19 protein-coding genes are annotated in these 19862 nt (G+C 41.1%); all 19 read right to left on the reverse strand.

Translation table 11 applies throughout. From position 1 onward, the window contains the following. Positions 1–140 precede the first annotated feature (140 nt). The 19 genes from A9267_RS05525 to flgC all read right to left on the reverse strand — a co-directional run bounded on the left by A9267_RS05525 (position 141) and on the right by flgC (position 19861). The gene (locus A9267_RS05525) at positions 141–1487 is read right to left on the reverse strand and encodes a sigma-54-dependent transcriptional regulator (protein WP_065108531.1); all 1347 of its coding nucleotides are present in this window, start codon (positions 1485–1487) and stop codon (positions 141–143) included. Continuing rightward, a complete protein-coding gene (locus A9267_RS05530) occupies positions 1480–2703 on the reverse strand; it encodes a sensor histidine kinase (RefSeq protein WP_082972214.1) in 1224 nt (407 codons plus the stop codon). The genes A9267_RS05525 and A9267_RS05530 overlap by 8 nt, the downstream gene beginning before the upstream one ends. A gap of 132 nt (positions 2704–2835) precedes the next feature. Further along, positions 2836–4266 (reverse strand): sigma-54 dependent transcriptional regulator, encoded by a 1431-nt coding sequence (locus tag A9267_RS05535; protein WP_055025033.1) that lies wholly within the window; start codon positions 4264–4266, stop codon positions 2836–2838. A gap of 438 nt (positions 4267–4704) precedes the next feature. Beyond that, positions 4705–5109: a flagellar export chaperone FliS gene (fliS, locus tag A9267_RS05540; protein ID WP_055025034.1), complete on the reverse strand. Its 405-nt coding sequence runs from the start codon at positions 5107–5109 to the stop codon at positions 4705–4707. Positions 5110–5123: 14 nt separating this feature from the next. Then, positions 5124–5444 (reverse strand): hypothetical protein, encoded by a 321-nt coding sequence (locus A9267_RS05545; protein ID WP_055025035.1) that lies wholly within the window; start codon positions 5442–5444, stop codon positions 5124–5126. Positions 5445–5449: 5 nt separating this feature from the next. After that, the gene (fliD, locus tag A9267_RS05550) at positions 5450–6817 is read right to left on the reverse strand and encodes a flagellar filament capping protein FliD (protein WP_065108532.1); all 1368 of its coding nucleotides are present in this window, start codon (positions 6815–6817) and stop codon (positions 5450–5452) included. Between the two features lie 61 nt (positions 6818–6878). Continuing rightward, the gene (locus tag A9267_RS05555) at positions 6879–7268 is read right to left on the reverse strand and encodes a flagellar protein FlaG (RefSeq protein ID WP_082972216.1); all 390 of its coding nucleotides are present in this window, start codon (positions 7266–7268) and stop codon (positions 6879–6881) included. Between the two features lie 108 nt (positions 7269–7376). After that, entirely contained in the window at positions 7377–8195 is an 819-nt protein-coding gene (locus A9267_RS05560; protein WP_065108533.1) for a flagellin N-terminal helical domain-containing protein, read from the reverse strand. A 264-nt stretch (positions 8196–8459) separates the two neighbouring features. Further along, complete coding sequence (locus tag A9267_RS05565) at positions 8460–9281, reverse strand: flagellin N-terminal helical domain-containing protein (RefSeq protein ID WP_065108534.1); 822 nt, start codon at positions 9279–9281, stop codon at positions 8460–8462. Positions 9282–9393: 112 nt separating this feature from the next. Then, positions 9394–10596 carry a flagellar hook-associated protein FlgL gene (flgL, locus tag A9267_RS05570; protein ID WP_055025040.1) on the reverse strand — a complete coding sequence of 401 codons (1203 nt, stop codon included), beginning with the start codon at positions 10594–10596 and terminating at the stop codon, positions 9394–9396. A gap of 11 nt (positions 10597–10607) precedes the next feature. Continuing rightward, positions 10608–12542: a flagellar hook-associated protein FlgK gene (gene flgK / locus A9267_RS05575; protein WP_065108535.1), complete on the reverse strand. Its 1935-nt coding sequence runs from the start codon at positions 12540–12542 to the stop codon at positions 10608–10610. Next, positions 12542–13621 (reverse strand): flagellar assembly peptidoglycan hydrolase FlgJ, encoded by a 1080-nt coding sequence (gene flgJ, locus A9267_RS05580; RefSeq protein WP_065108536.1) that lies wholly within the window; start codon positions 13619–13621, stop codon positions 12542–12544. Before flgJ ends, flgK begins: the two co-directional genes overlap by 1 nt. A gap of 17 nt (positions 13622–13638) precedes the next feature. After that, positions 13639–14751, reverse strand: coding sequence for a flagellar basal body P-ring protein FlgI (locus tag A9267_RS05585; protein ID WP_082420009.1), 1113 nt, complete (start codon positions 14749–14751; stop codon positions 13639–13641). A 10-nt stretch (positions 14752–14761) separates the two neighbouring features. Next, the gene (gene flgH, locus A9267_RS05590; protein ID WP_055025043.1) at positions 14762–15436 is read right to left on the reverse strand and encodes a flagellar basal body L-ring protein FlgH; all 675 of its coding nucleotides are present in this window, start codon (positions 15434–15436) and stop codon (positions 14762–14764) included. Positions 15437–15459: 23 nt separating this feature from the next. Further along, positions 15460–16248 carry a flagellar basal-body rod protein FlgG gene (flgG, locus tag A9267_RS05595; protein ID WP_055025044.1) on the reverse strand — a complete coding sequence of 263 codons (789 nt, stop codon included), beginning with the start codon at positions 16246–16248 and terminating at the stop codon, positions 15460–15462. A gap of 11 nt (positions 16249–16259) precedes the next feature. Further along, positions 16260–17003: a flagellar basal-body rod protein FlgF gene (gene flgF / locus A9267_RS05600; protein ID WP_065108537.1), complete on the reverse strand. Its 744-nt coding sequence runs from the start codon at positions 17001–17003 to the stop codon at positions 16260–16262. A gap of 206 nt (positions 17004–17209) precedes the next feature. Next, positions 17210–18574, reverse strand: coding sequence for a flagellar hook protein FlgE (flgE, locus tag A9267_RS05605; protein ID WP_065108538.1), 1365 nt, complete (start codon positions 18572–18574; stop codon positions 17210–17212). A 75-nt stretch (positions 18575–18649) separates the two neighbouring features. After that, positions 18650–19420 carry a flagellar hook assembly protein FlgD gene (gene flgD / locus A9267_RS05610; protein WP_055025047.1) on the reverse strand — a complete coding sequence of 257 codons (771 nt, stop codon included), beginning with the start codon at positions 19418–19420 and terminating at the stop codon, positions 18650–18652. Between the two features lie 24 nt (positions 19421–19444). Beyond that, positions 19445–19861: a flagellar basal body rod protein FlgC gene (gene flgC, locus A9267_RS05615; protein ID WP_055025048.1), complete on the reverse strand. Its 417-nt coding sequence runs from the start codon at positions 19859–19861 to the stop codon at positions 19445–19447. Position 19862 lies beyond the last annotated feature (1 nt).

Below are 19862 nucleotides of genomic sequence, written 5' to 3' on the forward strand. Positions count from 1 at the left end.
ATTAACAATAGATATTGGGGGTAAAAAGCAGTGCGTTTGCTCAATGTGTGCGCAGTAATCGTCATTGTAGATAAGAAAACCTAGCGAAAGTGCTAGGTTTTCTGGCTGACGTTAACAACAGAAACGTTAACAGGAGAAAATTAAGCCGGCACTTGAATGCCCATATCGCGCATTTTCGCCATTTTATATCGTAAGGTTCTTGCGCTAATTCCCAGCTTTTCAGCTACCGCTTTGCGACTGCCATTACACTGATTTAATGTTTCCAAAATAATCACATGTTCCTGGGCTTTTAATTCACCCCCTAAGCCATCTGTTTCTGTGCTCGGTTTAGCTTGTTGCTCAGTAGGCTGCAGCGGCACTTCGGCACTATCAAGCACAATATCATTGCTAGTCACCTCTTCACCTGTATGCAATATCAGCGCTCGTTGAATGACATTATCAAGCTCGCGCACATTACCAGGCCAGCGATAAGTCAGCAGCCTTCTACAAGCCACATCATCGATTGTGGGTACTGGTGAAATATTCGCAAGCTTTGCATGTTTCACAATCAAGTGACGAGCAAGCGGTAAAATATCAGCAGGTCGCTGATTTAGTGCTGGCCAAGTAAGCGGAAACACATTAATGCGATAATATAAGTCTTCTCTAAAGGCACCTGAAGATGCCATTTCTTTCAAATCACGGTTGGAGGTTGCTAACACTCGAACGTTTAGCGATATCGTTTTACGACCGCCAAGACGCTCTACTTCCCTTTCTTGCAGCACACGTAAAAGTTTAGCTTGCAGACCAAGCTCCATTTCAGAGATTTCATCTAATAAAATCGTCCCGCCTTGTGCCTGCTCAAATTTACCAGGACACGCCTGATAAGCGCCAGTAAAGGCGCCCTTTTCATAACCAAATAGGGTTGCTTCAAGCATATTCTCAGGTATAGCGGCGCAGTTAATGGCAATAAAAGGCTCATCTGCTCTGGCACTGTTTTGATGAATGTATCGTGCAAGCACTTCTTTACCTGAACCGCTCGGCCCCATAATCATCACTGATGCATCGGAACTTGCGACTCGTTGTGCAATTGACAGTAATGCCAAACTTTTGTCATCAGCCACAACAGGTTGATCGAGGTTTTGTTTTAACGGCAAGTAGCGTGACACTTGATTGAGCAGCACCTCTGGCGCAAATGGCTTCGCCAAATAATCCACCGCGCCTAACTTAATGGCACTGACCGCATTATCAATGGTGGCGTAAGCTGTCATTAATAATACTGGAATCTTATTATTATTTTGCTGGAGGTAATTTAATAAGCCGATGCCACCAATGCCATCCATCTGAACATCACTGATAACCAGATCAAAATCATTAGATTTTAACGCTATGATGGCTTCTTCGGCTGAACCAACATCAACACAATCGTAATGAGCTAGCATTAATGTATCCAGTAATGCTTCTCTTAACGATGCATCATCCTCAACGAGTAGTAATTTTGCTTCACCCATGAGAAGTCTCCGTTTGAGTTAAACTTGCCTTAGTGTTGACTTGTTCATCAACATTATGCACTGGAAATGAAAGCCTGATAAGGCAACCTTTATCGGGTTGCGATGACACCTGCACCGTGCCGTTATGGTTTCTCACAACGGTTTGCACTACAGCAAGCCCAAGCCCTGTACCTTGGCTTTTTGTGGTAAAAAAGGGCTCAAGTATTTGTTGCTGCATATCAACAGCTAGCCCTTTACCATTATCAATCACATCAATATTCAGACGATGATCGGTTGAACTGGTTATGATACGTACTTCAGTTGCATTGGCTTCTAAGCTGTTCATCACTAAATTGTTAATCGCTGAACTTAATGCATTACCATTAGCTAAAATCGCATCACTAGAATGATTAAAATACTGTAATTTACACGACTTGTTTTCAGCAATAGGTTCACAGTTAGCTAACACAGGTTCAATAATTGCTTCAGCCAATAAAGCCTCTGAGACATCGTCTTGTTTATTCTTAGCCATTAGCAGCATGTCATTAACTTGTCGCTCAAGTTCATTAAGGCGATCAACTAACTTAGACTGAAAGCGTTTTTTAGCCGTTTCAGCCAACTTAGGGCTGGCTAAATTCGACGCATATAGCATTGCAGCAGAAAGCGGAGTTCTGACTTGATGAGCCAATGTTGCGACCATTTTCCCAAGCGCTGATAATCGCTGTAAATGCGATAAATTCTTTTGAAGTAAGCGGGTTTCAGTTAAATCCGTCAGTACAATTAACTGACCAGGCTCCGGTGTTAAAGGGGTAATTGCTAACTTAACTCGACGACCATTTTTAAGAGAAACCTCATGACCATCATCTTCTTGGGGAGAGAAAGCGCGATTAATAATTTCAAACCACTTGGCACCTTGTAAAGGTCTGCCTAATAATTCAGTGGCCACAGGGTTAGCAAGAGTGACAACACCATCCCCATTAATAATCACAACGCCAGATGGCATGGCTTGTAATATATGCGCCATTTGATTTGACATATTAGCCGCCTTTTGCGGAACCGCTCGCTCATTTTGTTCAATAAACTGCTGATTAAAAGGCACCGATGAACTGACTGAGCCAGTTAAGTCAATTTTAGCAGTGCTTTGCTGAACTGAATCGTCATCTATATTAAAGGCATAGTGCTCTGCTGATGCTTGCGCCGTTACTGATTGTTCTGAAACTAGTTGCGCTGAAAACATAGCCACTCCGTCAAAATATTTACTTTTAACAGGCTAATGCATTTGGTATGCCACTTTAATCAAACTTATCAAGAGGCATAAAAAAGCATGCCAGAAGGCATGCTTTAATAGAACATTTTTTGCGCGATGATACTAGTCTTTACTCATACCGTATTTACGCATTTTCTCAACAAGTGTCGTTCGGCGAATACCAAGCATTTCTGCAGCTCTTGCAACGACGTTATCTTGCTGCTCAAGTGCTTGACGGATCATATCGATTTCAAGCTCGGCTAATAAATCTTTTAAATTCACGCCTTCAGGAGGTAATTCGCTTGGGAATCGTGTTTCAGGGATTTCGATAGGCTCATCATCACTGAAAATTGAAGCTAAGGCGTCACGCTCTTGTTGCTCCTCACTGATTTCCACGCTGTATTCAGGCACATCAATATAACGATACTTACGTGGTAAGTCATTGACATCGACAAGCCCGCCTGGGAATAAAATGGTTAGTCTTTCAACTAGATTCGACAGTTCACGTACATTACCAGACCAGTTATGTTCTTTTAATGACTCTATCGCACGTTGGGTAAAACGAATTTTACCGCGACCTTCATTAAACACACGGCTAACTAATTCTTGCAGTAACAGTGGTACGTCATCACGTCGTTCACTTAACGACGGCATTTCAATTGGAAATACGTTTAGTCGATAGTATAAATCTTCACGAAACTCATTCTTATCAATCATGGTTTCAAGATCACGATGAGTCGCAGCAACCACGCGCACATCTGTTGTAATCGTTTTAGAACCACCGACACGTTCAAAGACTTTTTCTTGCAATACACGTAATAGTTTTACTTGCATCTGCAGCGGCATATCGCCAATTTCATCTAGAAATAATGTGCCGTTTTCAGCTAATTCAAAACGACCTTTACGGGTAGAAATCGCGCCAGTAAAAGAGCCTTTCTCATGGCCAAATAACTCACTTTCTAATAACTCAGGTGGAATAGCACCACAATTGACAGGAATAAACGGTCCATCACGTCGCTCTGACATATAATGAATATTACGAGCAACCACTTCCTTACCTGTACCAGATTGGCCCAGCACTAACACTGTGGCATCAGACGTTGCGACTTGGCTTATTAGGTGACGAACATTGGCAATCCCTTCACTACGACCAACAAGTGATCTAAACAGTTTGGTTTGATTAGCGCTGGTTGGTATTTGAGGTTGCTTAGCTTGACCGTAAATTTGGCAAAAATGAAGCAGCTCAGTGAGCTGAGGATAGTTTATTGGCTCTTCGATTGTACCAAGTACATTCACGCCATTAATCTCTTGCGAACCGATTAATAGAACGGGTTGCCAAGGAATTGAGGATTGCACATCTTTAATGAATTCAGCTGAAACAGATTCAGTGTCGATAACTAAAGCTCTAAAACGAGAGTCACGAGTTAACGGCGCAAGATCATCAGTTGAAATGAGGTGATGTTTTTCATCTAAAAATTCAAAAATACAACAAAGACGAGACACGCGCTCAGAAGGTTCAGCAACAATTAAAATTCGTTGTTCTATTTGCATCATTAAGAAGGCCAAAGCTCTAGTTATTAGTAATTCAGAGTCAAAATTCTTCGTTATCAAAAATCAATAACGCTCACCTGACTTGAATGTAGTTTATCACGCTATATTTCTATGAGTCAGATGACACAATTATAATATAAACATTAACATAGAAGATCGCGAACACATATTTTTTAATCTTTACTTAAATATAGCCAAAACTGCAATAAAGTTTAAACGAATACGCAAAAATAAATACTGTATTATCAGAGCAAGAGAATCAAGCTTGATCAGCCAATATTCTACCATGCTATTGATTTAAGTCACTAACAGCTGTTTTTATATACAACCAATACGATAAGCCAGACTGGAAATGCCATTAATGGACGAATAGAGACGCTCATTTTTACCTGTCGAAATACAAAAAAGGCGCCTATGGCGCCCTTTACAATGATATCAAAATTAACTCGCTTCTGACGTCATTTGATGCATCTCTGCAGGGATTGCATCCCAACCTTCTTTAATCGTTCTAAGGATGTTTGTGACATCATCAATGGCTATCACATCATTATTCACGTTTGCCTCTGAAATACGGCGTAACATGAAATCATAAAGATCACTTAAATTGCTTGCAACAGAGTCTTTGACGTCCATATTAAGACTATTATTCAAGCCATTTATGATACCTATTGCTTTGTTAATCGCGACACCTTTAGCCTGTAAATCATGATTTTCAATTGCGTATCGGCTTTGCGCTAATCGTAATAAAGCACCATCGAACATCATTTGAATAATTCGATGTGGAGAAGCAACAGCTATCTCACTGTCGATTGATACCTTTTGGTAAGATTTAATTGATCCTCTCATAGGGTTCACCTTTGCTACTTATTTGAGTCTATAGATTGATAAACATTAATTTGGCGCTGATTTTTCTTTCTAGCCTGAAGTAAAGATTGAATGTGTTTTTGCAATGCTATGACCTTCTGCTCAAACACTTTGCCAATAGAAATCTGTTGTTCTAACATTTTTCTTTCAGTTTCTTCATCTTCAAATTTCAGGTTATCGAGTAAAATTTGACGCTCACCTATAAGTACTAGCAAGTTAGATACCAACTCATCAGAAGATTCATTTTCTGAAGGAGTATTATCAATATTTTTTAGCAATTCTTCTATTTGCAGGTTTTTTTCAGATAGTTGTTTCATATAAATTAGCTACTTGGCACAGAGCCTGGTAATGAATTTAATCGCTCTGTTAATCCAGAGCTTTGTTGATTCAATGATGCAACGACCAAATCCATGGCATTAAACTGTTTAAATAAACGTGCTTCAAGTAACTCCATTTTCAAACTAAACGCATCACGCTGATCGTCTAAACGGCTTTTCTCACTGGTTAAACTATTATTACGGCTATCAATTAACCCACCCGTTTTAACATAACCTTCGACCATGGTATCTAATTGGCTTGCAATACCTGTGTCAGGAGTCGCAAATAATCCTTCAACTAAATCCATGTTTTCACTGATAGATTCATCTAGTTTTTCGGTATTAATTGACATTTTTCCGTATCGATCAGTTTCAATACCAATGTCATATAATGCAACGCTCTGTCCGTCAACATCGACTCGATTACTGATCATGCTTCTCATTTGGGATTCTATCGAACGAATCATTGAATCCCCTTGCAGCGCAGCGGCTTCTTCTTTTTCAGTGTCATATTTAGACATATCACTGATTGAAGTCACTAACGTATTGTATGCATCCACAAATGCTTGCACATTTTCTTTAACTAGCTCGTCATCTTGCTCAATTTTTAATGTTGAGGTTTTTGATACATCAGCATCAGTTAGCGAAAGCGTGACACCAGCAATGGCATCGGTAATTTCATTAGATTGAGAAGTAACCTTTTGACCATCAATATAGATAACGGCATTTTCCGCATTTTGAAGTGTCGTCAAATTTCCAGCGCCAAACATGTCATTTAACCCTGAGCCGGCTGTATCATTCGCAGTCATTGTCACTTCATTGTCGGTACCTGGCTCATCAGAGCTAAACACGATACGGCTACCATCATCACTTTTAATGATCGTTGCGGTTACACCAGAATTGTCTGTAGCGCCATTGATTTTTTTGGCGATATCATCAAGTGAATCAGTGGCTTCAATATCTACTGAGAAAGCTTCACCATTAACCGATAAATCCAGGCTACCAGTTCCCACCCCTAAACTCGGGTCGGCCACATTAGCTCCAGCCACTTTATGAGAAGACGCCAGCTGTTCGACTTGAATTTGATAACTGCCTGATTGTGCATTCTTATCGGCTGTAGCGCCAAAATAAATGCTTTCGCCAGTCGACACTTTTCGAATATTAAGTGCATCTGGGTCACTCAACTTCTCTAGTGCATCTTGGAATGTCGATAATTTACTTTTCAACGAACCAATGGCTGACACTTTTGCATCTATTGTCGCTTCACTTTTATCGAATAATGCTTCTTTAGGGAGTTTTTCAGCATCGACGAGTACACCGACAATGGTGTTGATATCTAGACCTGAGCCAATACCAGTTGCTGTTAATGCCATAAATTCCTCACCTATTATTCAATAATTCTTACATTAATATTAAAGCAAAAAAACGCCTTAATTATGCCTCTGTATTAAGCAAAATCCCTGCCACTTCAGCTAATTTTTTCGACAGTTCTAACGCTTCTTCATTAGGTATTTGCCTAATGACATCACCAGAGTCAATATCCATGACACTGATCACATTTTTCCCAGAGTCATCATCCACTTTAAAGGCAAGCCCTTTACGCATTATTGACGCCATATCATTTAGGTCATCAGTAACTTCGGTTAACTCTTGATTATTTGACTCTTTATCAACATAGTCTTTAGCTTGTTGATCTGACTTTACTAACTCAGCAACTTTGGTTTTTTCTTCTGCGACCTGAGCTTTACTCTCAGTCAGTTGACGAGTCCCCATATTATCAGTAAGGGTATTTGAGGTACCAGTAAAATTGATATCCATAGCCATCTTACGCCTCTTAATTAGTTTAGTACGATAATCAATATCAAAACGACAAAAGGGAGACCTAACAAGATCTCCCTTCTCTAATCATCAAAATTTAATTAACTAATCAAATTATAGAAGAGATAATGCCACTTGAGGTAACTGGTTAGCTTGTGCAAGCATCGCAGAACCTGTTTGTTGTAACACTTGGTTTTTAGTCATTTCAGCGGTTTCTTTCGCGAAATCAACATCTACAATACGTGATTTAGCATCTGCAACGTTTGCTTGTGTATTTGCACTGTTAGCGATGTTATGCGCAAGACGGTTTTGTTTCGCACCTAAATCTGCACGTTGGCTATCAATTGTTTTAATTGCCGCATCGATTTTAGACAGAGCAGAAGCACGGCCCGCTGATGTTGCGTTAGTTAGTGCGGCAACTGATAAGCTTGTAGAGTCACTTGTTTTAACTGTAATAGTGATATCTTCACCATCTTGGTGACCTACTTGGAAGTTTTTACCACCTGAAAAACTACCATCTAATAATTTAGTTTCACCAAATGCGGTGTTATTACCAATTTCAGTAATTTCTAGTGCAAGTTCGTCCATTTCAGCTTTAAGAGCCGCTAAATCTTCAGTACTGTTTGCACCATTCTCAGATTGTACCGTTAAATCACGCATACGCTGAAGCATGTTTGTTTGCTCTTGCATTGCGCCTTCAGAGATTTGAGCGATTGAGATTGCGTCGTTAGCGTTACGCATACCCACTTCTAAACCACGAACTTGAGAGTTCAAACGGTTCGAAATAGCTAAACCAGCCGCATCATCTTTTGCGCTGTTAATACGTAAACCACTTGATAAACGCTCCATTGAGGTTGCTAAGTTACCTGTAGAAGCATTTAAGTTCTTTTGCGCTTTCATTGATGTTACGTTTGTATTTACTGTAATAGCCATAATTTGTTTCCTCTTTATACCTGGCTTTAAAACTTGCCTGTCTCTATTGCCAGGCGGGTCTATTGGGTTACAAATACTTTAACGGCAGCAATTTAGGTTACTTTAGAATTTTTTTGAACATTTTTCGCACATCAAGTCTTAATCACATAAAATCAATAACTTAAATAAACAAAAAAGCCATACTTGTTATTATTTAAACAAGTATGGCTTAATTTTTAGCCCGAAAGATTTTATAAAAAGCTTTAGGGTGTTAACTCGGTGTCATTAACCTAATAATGATAGCGCCACTTGTGGCAATTGGTTAGCTTGAGCCAACATTGAACTACCCGTTTGTTGCAACACTTGGTTTTTAGTCATTTCAGCGGTTTCTTTCGCGAAATCAACATCAACAATACGCGACTTAGCATCTGCAACGTTAGCTTGCGTATTTGCACTGTTTGCAATGTTATGTGCTAGACGGTTTTGTTTTGCACCTAAATCTGCACGTTGAGTATCAATATTTTTAATTGCAGCATCAATTTTGGTTAGCGCTGATGCACGTCCTGCTGAAGTCGCATTTGTTAATGCTGCAACAGATAGACTTGTCGCATTACTTGTTTTAACTGTAATGCTGATATCTTCACCATCTTGGTGACCAACTTGGAACGTTTTACCAGCAGAAAAGTCACCTGTTAATAATTTCGTGTCACCGAAAGCCGTACTATTACCAATCGCGGTGATTTCTTCCGCTAATTGATCCATCTCAGCTTTCAATGCTGCTAAATCGTCAGGGCTGTTTGCACCGTTTTCAGATTGAATAGTCAAATCACGCATACGCTGCAACATGTTTGTCTGTTCTTGCATCGCACCTTCTGAGATTTGCGCTATCGAAATTGCATCGTTCGCATTACGCATACCAACCTCTAACCCACGAACCTGCGAGTTCAAGCGGTTAGAAATAGCTAGACCGGCCGCATCATCTTTTGCACTGTTAATACGTAAACCACTTGATAAACGTTCCATCGAAGTACTTAAATTTTGCGTCGACGCATTTAAGTTCTTCTGTGCTTTCATTGATGTAACATTGGTATTTACTGTAATAGCCATAAATAAATCCTCATTCTTAGTTTTGTTGCCAAGACTTTGGAGCTTGGCTAAATTTTACAATTTAACGTTGGTCTTTCTTGCTTTATATATCTTGCAAGATCTGAACGCCTTACTAGATATAATCAAACAACGAAATAGAACCGACTTTGCCGAACACACTCGACACGGCATTTAATGCCAGTTGCTGTTTTTCAAATTCAGTTATTGCTGCGGCATAGTCCAAATCTTCAAGCATGGATAATGCGCTATCATTAACGATTTTTTCTTCAGCGTGATTCGTAGAGATACTCTCTAAACTTTTCAAGCTATTGCCAGCAATACTTCTTGCTGTACTGACTTGATTTTGACCACTATCGATATTATTCAATAGCTGTGCCAACTTTGAGTTTCCTTGAGAAGTATTTGGAATAGTAGGATCTTCAAGCATCGCAATCGCTTCATTAAAGGTATCTAGAATACTAACGGTTTCTTGAGGTTCCATGGTAAAAGAGTCACCCGCGACAGGCTGACCTGACAGTTGAACTTCTATGCCGTTAAAACTTACCGGATTGCTAGGATCAAAGTTTGCAACCGTTGATACGACGGTGCCGCCCGAATCTTCAATTTGTAAATCAAGGACACCAGCGTTATCAACAAACTTAAAGGTATAGGTATCTTCTACGTGTGCGGCAGAATCAAAAATGGCCGCCTTATCAACAACAAAATCACCCTGTTGAGATGGCAAATAATTGACACCATAATCACCAAGCGGATTAGGAGCGTTCATAAACACAGTGTCACCTGGCACATTTGTTCCGATGGTAACACCCGAGGCAACGATACTTTGCCGCTCGCCACTGTCACCGCTGTAAATTATTTGACCATTATTATCAAACGCAAAAGGTGGATTATTAGTATTGTTGCCAGCAAAGATATAATTACCCGATTCGTCTTTTGTGTTGGCAATCGACATTAACTCTTCGAGACTATCTTTCATTTCATCGGCAATCATTTGCCGTTCCGATTGAGATAGGCTGCCGTTTGCGGCGCGCTGTAGTTGCTCACGCATACTACTCATAATTGTTTCTGTGCTGCCTAACTTACTTTCGCTTAATCCAAGGTGCTTTTGTGCATAGTCAATATTCTTGACGAATTGATCCACCAAGGCGTTTTTCTGTTTTAAGTTATCAACACCAATAGCTGCAACAGGATCGTCTCCCGCGGTATTGAGCCTTTTGCCACTTGCCAGTTGTTCCAAAATTTTATTGGTTGAAGACTGACCTTTAGACAGACTTAAAGTATTTTGATGAAACATTTGAGCAGTTGAAATACGCATGACTAATTCTCCTAACGAACAGAACTAAGCAATGAATCAAACATTTGCTGAGCTGTTGTCATGATCCTGGCTGAAGCTTGGTAAGATTGTTGATAACGCATTAAGTTGGCAGCTTCTTCATCTAAGTTCACTCCCGACTCACTTTGTACACGGTTATATGCTTGTAGATAAACAGCTTCATTTGATTCAAAAGACACGGCAGCGGCTTTGGTTTTGCTAGCAATATCAAGCTTACTACCTTCAAACACGCCAGCTAAGGTCGTTGTGCCGCCATTCATTAATTTTTCATCTGACAGTTTCGCCATTTCTATCGCATTGCTGTTATCTCCTTCGGCAAATGATAAATCGAAGGTATAACTGTCGGTTACGCCAGCTGTTGACGTGTCGCTAATTTCAAAATCAAAACCATAAGGTGTACTAATTTGTGGAGGAGTAAATGCCGTTGGGCCACCAATTGCTGCGCCACTGGCGTCAAAAGCTTGATAAGTATTTGTAACGGTATCGATTTGAATAGTGATTTCACTATCAGTCACAGGGAAATTAGCATTTGCTCTATCTATGCTAGTTAACTTAACACTGGTGTCACCCGAGTTAGTGGGTTCACCAGTAATTTTAGGGGCAGCAGCTGCAATACCTTTGGGATCGGTCATTTCGACACCAATACCTGCTGCGGCGCCTGCATTAGGTCTAATTTCAAACTTATCACCATCTGCAAAACCTGCTGGCACCGAGTCAATTTGGATACTGAATCCATCTCCGCCCGTTAACTGGTTATTGACAGCATCATAGGTCAAAGCTTGTACTTCACCTGTTTTAGTATCTTTTAACTCATAGGTTGAAGGTGCAGTAAACGACAGTTCATATGAACTTCCTGTCAATTCACCGACATCATCTATGTTGACTCGGATTTTGGCAGTACCAGTATTTCCGTCAAATTCACCGACACGCCCAGCTGACATCAGTGGATCATTTATATCAGTAAATATATTTTGACCAATTTCACCATTTAAATCATAGCCATTTGACTGCATTTCATTGAATGCATCAGCAATACCTAACGCTAATTGACCTAATTCTTGGCCAACAGGCACTAAGGTTTCATCGCGAAATTTAAATAGCTCCCCAAGTTGACCGCCTAGTTTTGAGCCATCAATAACTAAACTTTGATTACCAGTGGTTGTGGTCAAACGAGATTCATTGGGATAAGGGTCTCCAGTCGTGGTACCGATTTGCATTGAAACTTCACCAGACACCAGCATCACAGAGCCGCCTAACATGACACTTTTAGCACCATTCTCAAGCGGAATAACGTTGACTTCGGAATACTCACTTAACTCCAAAATAAGTGCATCTTGTTTATCTAGTAACTGGCTGTCTGGACTTTCGCTTTTCATTAGCTCTAGATTAATGCTAGCCAGCTCATTGCTGATTTCATTGATGCGATCAGCCATCGCACCGATTTGACTATTAGTCTGTTTCATCTGTGAGTCGAGATGAGACTGCATTTGATTTAGGCTACTTGCAGCTTGTTGCGCTGCGCCAAGCATACTGTCACGCATACCGATATCGGTTGGTAAATCCGCCACACTATTAATGCTTGAGAAAAAGTCATTTAATCGATCTGGCACCATTGAACCAATTTGTGAATAGAGCTGATCCATCTCATTCATTTTGGTGTAACGAGTTTCTGCGGCGCTCATTGAGGTTTGACCTATACGTAACTCTCTGGCAGCAAAGTCATTGTAGATCCGTTTTACATCAGTAACGTAAGTACCCGTGCCATAAAAGCTGTTACCAATCTTTTGGGATTCTAACGACGACTGCTCGGCAACTTGACGGTGATAGCCAATCGTATTGGCGTTAGCAATGTTATTACTGGTAACGCCCATTTGAGATTGAGCCGCCAGTACGCCGGTGCGGGCGATATTTAATAAATCAACAGCCATTAGTTAGTCTCTCCTGGTAATGCAGACTTAAGTCCATTAGTCACTGTTTCCATCACTTTTAGCACTTTCTTTGCGTATTGAGGATCAGTGGCGTAGCCAGCTTTTTGTAACTCATTAATAAATTTTGCAGGTTCTGCAGCCACTTTTTTGGCCTCTTGGTAACGTTCACCATTGGCAATAAAGGACACAAAATCATTAAAGCTTTGTTCAATACTGTCGTACATTCTAAAGTCAGCTCTTTGTTTAACAGCCTTGCCTTGCTCATACTCCAAGGTGTTCACCGATGTCTTATCACCCTGCCAGCGAGTATCGGCTTTAATGTTAAACAGGTTATTACTAGCCGTGCCGTCTTGACGTCTGATCATTTTCTGACCCCAGCCTGTTTCAAGTGCTGACTGAGCAAGCAACACTTCAGGTGTTGTTCCCAGGGCTTTAGCTGCTTTTTCAGCATGGGGATAAAGCGTATTAACAAAATGCGCAGGGTTGCTAAATTCAGACGGCGCTTTATTGACTGATTGCGGCAATTGATTGCCATTAGCGGCAACTGAAGTACCCTTTTCGCCTGCCAGAATTTTCGCCATTGCTTGCTCATCGATAACCGAGTGATGACTGGCAAGCTGATTAACATTTACTACTGGTTTATTGGGTGTTTTTTGCGCAAATGACGCTATTGGACTGACCGCAATATCTGCTGATTTGTTATCAAATAAACCATGTTGAATGTTTGCATCAATATCGCCACGAAGGACAGAGGCAGGCTTAAATGGTGTATCTTGAGGTGATAATTGCTGAACCATTAAATCAGCAATGCCCAGCATACCTTTATCAGACAAGTCCACTGACATTTGTTGATCACGCATGTTCTCAAAAAACTCAGTGGTTTGACTGTTCATTGGACTGTCTGATTTAAAAGCTGCGTTAGCATCACGCATGCTTTTCATCAGCATTTGAATAAAGATACCTTCAAACTGTTTAGCGACTTCTTTAAGTGCCGCTTTCTCGTCTTTCTGAGCCTGAGAACGTAATGAATCTAGTCCTCCTAGATCCAGAAAGTGCGATGAATTTGACAGCTTTTCCATAGTCGTACCGACAATATTTAGATGATGATAAGTTCACCATGCAAAGCGCCTGCCATCTTTAACGCTTCTAATATTGCAAGCACATCAGAAGGCGCTGCGCCAACCAGGTTAACTGCACGTACAAGCTCATCTAATGTCGTACCAGGGTCAAACAAAAACATACGACTGTCTTCTTCAGCAACATCAATTGTGCTATCTGTAGTGACAACCGTTTGACCATTTGCAAATGCATTTGGCTGCGAAACTTGCGTTGCTTCTGCAATGGTGACCGTTAATCCGCCATGCGTCACAGCTGCAGGCATTAAACGCACATTTTGGCCAACGACAATGGTGCCAGTGCGTGAGTTAACAATCACTTTCGCAGATTCATCAGCTATCTCGACTTCAACATTTTCTAATGTCGCTAAAAAAGAAACTCGCTGTGATGCATCACGAGGCGCACTGACTTGAATAGAGGTTGCATCTAACGCTCTTGCCATACCTGGACCTAAAAAGTCGTTAATTGCATCTGCCATACTTTTAGCGGTAGAAAAATCTGAACGACGTAGGTTAAAAGTTAGATGATCCCCTGTCGCAAATGGACTCATCACACTGCGTTCAACAATCGCGCCACCAGGAATACGCCCAACTGTTGGCGTATTTTGAATCACTTGCGAACCATCTAAACCTTCTGCACTGAAACCACTAACCACTAGACTACCCTGTGCAATAGCGTAAACATTGCCATCAACCCCTTTTAAAAAGGTTTGCAGTAAAGTACCACCACGTAAGCTTTTTGCTTCACCTAAACTCGATACGGTAATGTCAATATTTTGACCGGGCTTAATAAATGCTGGCATCTCTGCATGTACCGCTACCACGGCCGCATTCTTGGTTTTAGGGTTCACATTATCAGGTAAATTAATGCCAAAGTTTTTCAGCATGGTTCTGAATGTTTGTTCAGTGTATTTGGTTTTTTCACCAGTGCCGGGCAAACCAACCACAAGGCCATAACCAATCAGTTGGTTACTACGTACACCTTGAACGTTGGCAATATCTTTAATTCGCTGTGCTTGAACTGGCGCAGAAAATACCGTTAATGCAACTGAGGCGGTAAGGGCAATGGAAATAAATAAAGATGAAATTTTCATGGCATACTCCTTAGAAAGGCCACCATTCGCTCATAAAGAATGAGCTTAACCACCCTACTTTTTGAACATCTGCAAATGTACCCGTTCCGCTATATTGAATGCGGGCATTGGCTACTCGAGTTGACTGAACTGTATTCTCAGGAGTGATATCTTGACTTCTTACCATGCCTGTAACACGAATAAATTCATCGCCATTGTTAATCGAAATCCATTTTTCACCACGGATAACCAAGTTGCCATTACTGAGCACTTGCATCACGTTAGCTGAGATACTGCCATCAAGGCTGTTAGATTGGTCAGCATCAGCTTCACGCTTGGTGTCCATCGCATCAGAATAACGTAAATCAAGTGGTACACCTTTAATGGTCACATTGCCGCCACCAGCATAGATAGGGTCAACACTCAAATTAGAGTCTTTTTTGATTTCGTTATTGGCGCTTTTTTTAGCTTGAGTCGATTCATTTAACAACACTGTGATAATGTCACCGACTTTATGTGCTCGTATATCTGAATATAAGCTCGACGATTGATGGTCCATGTAAATCGACCCCGTCGACACCATTTTAGTTGGTGGTGCTTCTGGATACACTGGCGCATAAAATGGATCATCAGGTATAGGTTTTTGTTGCGTTGAACTACAACCGGCAATGAAAATAACGGATGCTAACGCTAGGTATTTATTCATAATCCAGTTCCTTTCAATAACAGTTATAGGTTCTGAGTCACGTAAGACATCATCTGATCAACAGCTGATATCACTTTAGAGTTCATTTCGTAAATACGCTGACTTTGAATCAGGTTTACTAGCTCTTCAGTCACATTAACATTTGATGTTTCTAATGCCCCTTGGCGAATAGCGCCTAAGCCATCTAAAGAAGCTGTGCCCTGAATAGGCGTTCCACTTGCGCCAGTTTCGGTATACAAGTTTTGCCCTAATGGATCTAACCCTGATGGATTAATGAAATCGCTCATGGCTAACTGTCCAACAACTGTGCTTTCTGTCGCGCCAGATAATTTTACGGATACTTCACCTTCGGCAGAGACTGTAATTGAAGTTGCGTCATCAGGTATGGTGATTGACGGTTGCACGACATAACCAGAACCTGGAGTCACAATCTGGCCATTTTCATCTAAGCTAAATTGACCATTTCGGGTATAAGCAGCGGTGCCATCAGGCATCTCGACTTCAAAAAATCCAGGGCCTTCAATCATTAAATCTAAAGAGTTATCAGTGGTTAACATGTTACCTTGGGTGAACATTTTTTGAGTTGCCACGACCTTAGTACCGGCACCAATGTTCAAACCATTCGGCAGCTTAGTATTATCAGCACTTATACCACCAGCTTGATTGACTGTTTGATATAGCAAGTCTTCGAATACTGCACGGCTTTTTTTGTAGCCTACGGTGCTCGCATTCGCCACGTTATTAGAAATAACTGCAATATCGGTTTGTTGGGCATCTAAGCCTGTTTTACTGATCCATAAAGCGGGATGCATAATTATTACTCCTAACTCACTCTCATTAAGGATGATGAAGCACGGTCTAGCTCTTCGGCATTTTTCATCATCTTCACTTGCATTTCGTATTGACGCTGGATATCAATTAACGCCACCATTTCTGAAACAGCGTTAACATTACTGCCTTCAACAGCCCCTGTTTCGATATTCACATTAGGATCGTTCGGCGCATTTAAGCCCGAAGTCAGCCTAAATAACCCATCTTCACCACGCATCATTTCTTCATTTGATGGATTAACTAATTTAATTCGGGCCACTTCTTCAACCACATCCGCAGTTGCGCCCTGAGGTCTTACAGAAATAATGCCATCAGGCGAGATTTGAACTTTGTCGATTGGTAGTGGCAAAACTATCGGTCCAGCCTCTCCCATAACAGGGTTGCCTCGACCATTAGTTAATAAGCCTGTACTGTCAAAACTTAGACTACCGGAGCGGGTATACGCTTCGCCGCCATCAGCACCTTGCACTGCAATCCAACCTTTATCTTTAATCGCAATGTCTAAATCACGACCCGTAGTTTTAATTGGGCCTGAACTAAAATTTTGCCCAGGGCTTTCAGTCATAGAAAAGACACGTGTCGGTAAGCCTTCCCCAAATGCTTGCATAGAGCGAGCTTGAGCCAAATCAGCTTTAAAACCATCGGTATTCGCATTGGCTAAATTATTGGCACGAACAGCCAAAGCATTCATATTTTGCTTTGCCCCACTCATGGCAACATACAGTAATTTGTCCATCTGCCGCTCCGTCAAACTTTTTACATAACTAAAGATATAACTAGAACTAGCAATGAGTGTGCCAATATATAAATTGTGAATAGAGAATGGCTAACTAAATGAAATGTATTTGAAAAGCAGGAAGTGAAAAGAAAAACAATAAGAGGCAAAAAACGAAAAGGCAAAGAGTTGCCGTTGCGGCAACTCTTTGTCAAAACAAGTCAAACTTATCGAATTTGAAGAATCGACTGATTTAACGTGTTATTCACTTCAAGTGTACGAGAGTTCGCTTGGAAGTTACGTTGTGCAGAAATCAAATCCACTAACTCAGTGGTCAAATCAACGTTAGATTGTTCAAGTGCTGATGAACGAATACTACCAAAGGTACCACTATTTGCTTCACCTGCTAGCGCTGAACCAGAATCTAAGCTGGCTTTCCAAGAAGTATTACCCACTTGGGTTAAACCTTGCTCGTTAGCAAAACGAACCAAAGCAACTCGAGCTAATGGTTCAGTCGAACCGTTACTGTAACTTGCTGTCACTAAGCCATCTTCGCCAATACCTACGTTAGTCAAACGACCGACGGTTGTACCATCTTGAGTTAACTCAGTCACTTCAAATGGAGATGCATATTGAGTTGGGTTATTAAATCCAACGGTGACTTTTTGACTGCCATCAGCGCCAGGGCCTAATACGTTAGCACCATTAACACCCAGCTCAACAGTTTCAACCACCGCAGGATCTGAGCCTGTATATGCGCCCGCATCATTGAACTTTAATACCGAGCCTTTCCAACCTGATGCATTTTCAGCAAACCTTGTCGTATCAGCAACACCGTCACCAGTCGTATCAGCGCCGTATGAACCACCATTTGCTTGGTCAATATCAACTTGTTTGCCATCTACAGCATAGAATGCAACCCAATTACTTTCACCGGTATAAGCCCCTTCTGTCGGCTTAACAAAATAGGTGGTCATAATGTGCGATTCACCAAGTGAGTCATAAATCGTCACTGAAGTCGATTTATTAAACGTGTCAGGATCGTTGGGATCAAAGTTAGCAGGATCTAATGGCGTTTCACCCACATCAAGGTTCATTTGTAGGCCAATATTCTCAGTTTTTACTGGGCTACCTGCCGTATCAGGGATCTTAATTGGTTGAGTCGTCGTTAAACTAACCGAGGTAGAGTTACCGTCAGCATCGACTGGGAACCCTTGTAAATAGTTACCAGCTGAATCAGTCATGTAACTTTCTGAGTTAACTTTAAATGCGCCAGCACGAGTGAATGCGTGATCTTGAACTCCCACACCTGATGATGTCACAAAGAAACCACCGCCACTTATCGCCATATCTAAAGAGTTACTAGTAAACTGTAAACTGCCTTGCTGAAATTGCTGTGCAACCTGTGTCGTTGTCGCACCGCCACCGACAGCAGTTTTGCTGTTTGAGAAAATTGAATTAGCATATACGTCAGCAAACTCGGCACGAGATTCTTTAAAGCCTACGGTGTTAACGTTAGCAATGTTATTCGCAGTGGTATTGAGATCTTTTTGAGCTGCAGAAATACCACTCAAAGCAATGTTAAACGACATAATTCACCCCTTTCCTACTCATTCTGTTTGTTTTACTGACTGCCACAGCTGCCAGCTTTAAATTTGATAAGCTAATTAACTTTCAGTGACAGCTAAGACATCTGACAACTGAATACCACCAATACCACGTAGGTTTAATATTGCCCCTGTTGTGGTGTTACCCAGTGACACGCTCGTCACATGCGCATAGGTCGATACTGCTAAATCTTCTGATTTTCCATCAATTTTGCCGTTCGCTTTTATCGCGTAATTGCCTTCAGGAGCTGGGTCGCCATTTTTATCTAGCCCATCCCATGACACATCAATGTTACCGCCAGCAGAGCCGTCAACTTCAAAGGTTTTAATAACTTGGCCACTTTCATCTTCAATACTGACTGTTATCGTATCGATAGAAGTTGGTGTACTTATCACGCCATTGACTTCTGGACTATCTGACGATATGTGCCCCGTATCAGACGGAATTAACACTTTACGGCCTACTAAACTTGAAGCCTGCAGCGCCTGACTCGAACTCGTTAAGTTATTTAAGTTGAGAATTTCTTCATTCAACTTGGCAATACCGTCAACGGTTGAGAATGATGCCATTTGCGAAATCATTTGATCGTTTTCAACAGGCTTAAATGGATCTTGCATTGATAACTGTTGACTCAATAAAGCAAAGAAATCTGATTGAGTCAGTTCCTGGCTATTAGGTTCAGGTGTTTCTGGCTCTCCTTGTAAGGCCACACTGTCTAAAAATGCATTCCCCGTACTGGCTGTTTCTTGTGTATTGGATGCAATACCAGTACTACTAGCAGATTGAGTCTGTGGTAAAGACTGACTGCTGTAAGGATTAATGAGGCTCATCTTTTACCCCCCACAAAATTCATATTACTTACCCATACGAAGTGTTTGTTGCAGCATAGATTTTGCCGCATCAGCCACTTGGACATTCATTTGATAAGAACGAGATGCTGAAATCATATCCGCCATCTCTTCCATCACATTGACATTCGGTTTGTAAATAAAGCCGTCACCATCAGCCATAGGATGATCAGGAGAAAACTCCTTTAATAACGGTTTATCACTTTCAACAATGCCCTTAACACTGACACTGTGAGAACTATTTTGCTCATGGCTTGCTTTGGCCATTTCGGCTTCAAAAATCGGGTGACGAGCCTTATAAGTTTGATCAACACTACTGGAAACTGAATCAGCATTGGCAATGTTACTGGCGGTAGTATTAAGTCGCACTGATTGTGCTGACATACCAGAACCCGACACATTAAAAATATTAAATAGACTCATG

This window comes from Shewanella sp. UCD-FRSSP16_17 (assembly GCF_001675935.1).
GTDB lineage: Bacteria > Pseudomonadota > Gammaproteobacteria > Enterobacterales > Shewanellaceae > Shewanella > Shewanella japonica.

Bases quoted from the DNA above. Each gene is read 5' to 3' on its own strand.
- A9267_RS05525 (WP_065108531.1), bottom strand. From the start codon at position 1,487: ATGGGTGAAGCAAAATTACTACTCGTTGAGGATGATGCATCGTTAAGA.
- A9267_RS05530 (WP_082972214.1), bottom strand. From the start codon at position 2,703: ATGTTTTCAGCGCAACTAGTTTCAGAACAATCAGTAACGGCGCAAGCA.
- A9267_RS05535 (WP_055025033.1), bottom strand. From the start codon at position 4,266: ATGATGCAAATAGAACAACGAATTTTAATTGTTGCTGAACCTTCTGAG.
- fliS (WP_055025034.1), bottom strand. From the start codon at position 5,109: ATGAGAGGATCAATTAAATCTTACCAAAAGGTATCAATCGACAGTGAG.
- A9267_RS05545 (WP_055025035.1), bottom strand. From the start codon at position 5,444: ATGAAACAACTATCTGAAAAAAACCTGCAAATAGAAGAATTGCTAAAA.
- fliD (WP_065108532.1), bottom strand. From the start codon at position 6,817: ATGGCATTAACAGCAACTGGTATTGGCTCAGGTCTAGATATCAACACC.
- A9267_RS05555 (WP_082972216.1), bottom strand. From the start codon at position 7,268: ATGGCTATGGATATCAATTTTACTGGTACCTCAAATACCCTTACTGAT.
- A9267_RS05560 (WP_065108533.1), bottom strand. From the start codon at position 8,195: ATGGCTATTACAGTAAATACAAACGTAACATCAATGAAAGCGCAAAAG.
- A9267_RS05565 (WP_065108534.1), bottom strand. From the start codon at position 9,281: ATGGCTATTACAGTAAATACCAATGTTACATCAATGAAAGCACAGAAG.
- flgL (WP_055025040.1), bottom strand. From the start codon at position 10,596: ATGCGTATTTCAACTGCTCAAATGTTTCATCAAAATACTTTAAGTCTG.
- flgK (WP_065108535.1), bottom strand. From the start codon at position 12,542: ATGGCTGTTGATTTATTAAATATCGCCCGCACCGGCGTACTGGCGGCT.
- flgJ (WP_065108536.1), bottom strand. From the start codon at position 13,621: ATGGAAAAGCTGTCAAATTCATCGCACTTTCTGGATCTAGGAGGACTA.
- A9267_RS05585 (WP_082420009.1), bottom strand. From the start codon at position 14,751: ATGAAAATTTCATCTTTATTTATTTCCATTGCCCTTACCGCCTCAGTT.
- flgH (WP_055025043.1), bottom strand. From the start codon at position 15,436: ATGAATAAATACCTAGCGTTAGCATCCGTTATTTTCATTGCCGGTTGT.
- flgG (WP_055025044.1), bottom strand. From the start codon at position 16,248: ATGCATCCCGCTTTATGGATCAGTAAAACAGGCTTAGATGCCCAACAA.
- flgF (WP_065108537.1), bottom strand. From the start codon at position 17,003: ATGGACAAATTACTGTATGTTGCCATGAGTGGGGCAAAGCAAAATATG.
- flgE (WP_065108538.1), bottom strand. From the start codon at position 18,574: ATGTCGTTTAACATTGCTTTGAGTGGTATTTCTGCAGCTCAAAAAGAT.
- flgD (WP_055025047.1), bottom strand. From the start codon at position 19,420: ATGAGCCTCATTAATCCTTACAGCAGTCAGTCTTTACCACAGACTCAA.
- flgC (WP_055025048.1), bottom strand. From the start codon at position 19,861: ATGAGTCTATTTAATATTTTTAATGTGTCGGGTTCTGGTATGTCAGCA.